This is a genomic window from Cedecea sp. B1(4) (genome assembly GCF_059414925.1).
On sequence record NZ_JCAHMZ010000366.1, the window covers coordinates 1 to 356 of the forward strand.

Annotated in this window: 1 protein-coding gene; it reads right to left on the reverse strand. The window is 46.3% G+C overall.

The features are described from left to right. A partial coding sequence (locus ACR6JA_RS23320; RefSeq protein ID WP_494599922.1) for a heparinase II/III family protein occupies positions 1-337 on the reverse strand: 337 nt, incomplete at its 3' end. Positions 338-356 lie beyond the last annotated feature (19 nt).

A 356-nucleotide genomic window follows, 5' to 3' on the forward strand; every position in this document is an offset into this window, starting at 1 on the left:
TGGAAATTAACACCTCCGAAACAATCCCGGACTTATTTACTACATCCGAAATCAACTCCAGAATCGCTATCATCCCGTCATGGTAGCCTATGGAATTCTCGATAAATATATGTAGATCTCCATCAATCTCTACAAGGTGGCGCAATTGATCCTCAAGACGTCGAACGGCGACCCCCATCCAATCCTGAGCACAAGGGAACCATTTCATGACACTGGCAGTGACCATCAAAGATAGATCCTGAAACCAGGCATGATTATGATATCGATAATCTTGCGTGTAGGCGTAAAATGCCTCGGAGGAAATAAGTTGGGCGTGCCGGTATATGCTTCCCCTCAATTTGGCAAGGAAGCGGGGC